This window comes from Ideonella sp. P3_A4 (assembly GCF_056403075.1).
Genome location: NZ_JBFUGE010001018.1, coordinates 1 through 1,471 on the forward strand (window position 1 = coordinate 1; position 1,471 = coordinate 1,471).

Sequence of the window (1,471 nt, forward strand, 5' to 3'; positions counted from 1 at the left end):
CCGATGCTTCAGGCGAGCGGGTGCTGCGTCGCCGTGCCTGCCTGGCGGGGCTGGGCGGTCTGGTCGCGGYGTTGGCCCTGCCGGCCTGTTCCGAACGTCGAGCACCCGAGGTCGAGCTGGCCCCGTTGCGGTTGGCGATGGACCTGTGGCCCGGTTACTACCCGGCCGTGCTGGCCGACGAACTGGGCTACCTGGCCGAGGCGCAGGTCAAGCTGACGATCAGCTTCCCGGCCAACACCGACCGCATGATGGCCGACTTCGCGGCCGGCCAGGTTGACGTGGTGGCCGTGGCGCTGGGCGATCTGATCAACGCCACCCATGGCCGCACGCCGGTACAAGTGTTTCTGGTCAGTGACGAATCGGCCGGCGGCGACGCGCTGCTGATGCGTCGTGGGGTCGATCTGAAAGGCAAAGGCAAGCTGTCGCTGGCCACCAACCTGGGCGGCTTCGGCGAGCTGTTCGCGCGCGAGTTCCTGCACCGGCAGGGCATCGACCCGGCGCGCATTGCATGGATGAACGCTGACGCGGCCGACGTGCCGCGCCTGCTGTCCGCCGGCCAGGTCGACATTGGCCACACCTGGGAGCCCTACGTCAGCGAGGCCGAGGCGGCGGGTGCCGAGAAGCTGTTCTCCAGCGCCGACACACCCGGGCTGATCCCGGACGTGCTGGCCGCCACGCGCGCCACCGTCGACCGGCGTGCCCCTGAGCTGCGGCGCTTCGTCGGCGCCTGGCTGCGCGCGGTGGACTGGTGGCTGGAGCACCCCGACGAAGGCAACCGGCGCATCGCCTCCCGCGTGCACAGCGAGGTGGCCAAGGTCTCGCTCAAAGGTGTGCGCCTGATGCGCCGGGCCGACAACCGCCGGCTGCTCGGGGCCGACGGGCAGCCGCAGACACTGGGCCCGGTGGTCGCGCGCTACAGCGCCTTCTTCCTCGACAAGGGCATGCTGGCACGGCCGGTCGAGCCGGCCGACTTCCTGCGCGGAGATTTGCTGCCGTGAAGACCCGGTTGCTGGTGGCCGGCGTCTTGGTTGGCGTGACGCTGTTGCCGCTGGGCCTGGTCAGCAGCTGGCAGTACCTGAGCGAGTCGCACCGCACGGCAGACGAGCGCAACGCCGAGCTGCGCTCGTTGGCGCAGGAAACCGCGCGCGACCTCGGCGCCCGTGCCGACCGCATCCTCGACAACCTGCGGGCCGACGTGGCGATGCCGGGCCTGCCCGAGCTGCTGGAAAAGCCCGGTGCGGCCGACCTCCTGTGGGCCAATCGGGTGTTGACGCTGGTGGCCTTGCGCGAGCCTTTGAACGCCACCTCGGTGGGCCTGCTGGATGCGCAGGGCCGCAACATCGCCGACACCCAAGCGCCGCGCGTGGGCCGCAGCGAGGCCGACGAGGCCTATGTCAAAGAGGTGTTGTCACTGCGCTACCCGCAATTGCTGGGCCCGCTGACGCCGGGTTGGGACGACCACCCCGCGCTG

The 1,471-nt window shown here is 70.7% G+C and carries 2 protein-coding genes; both read left to right on the forward strand.

Annotation, left to right across the window (positions count from 1 at the left end):
• A partial coding sequence (locus AC1DYI_RS35420) for an ABC transporter substrate-binding protein (RefSeq protein ID WP_477208777.1) occupies positions 1-998 on the forward strand: 998 nt, incomplete at its 5' end.
• Positions 995-1,471 (forward strand): hypothetical protein (locus tag AC1DYI_RS35425; RefSeq protein WP_477208778.1); only part of this gene is annotated, 477 nt, incomplete at its 3' end. The genes AC1DYI_RS35420 and AC1DYI_RS35425, both read left to right, overlap by 4 nt.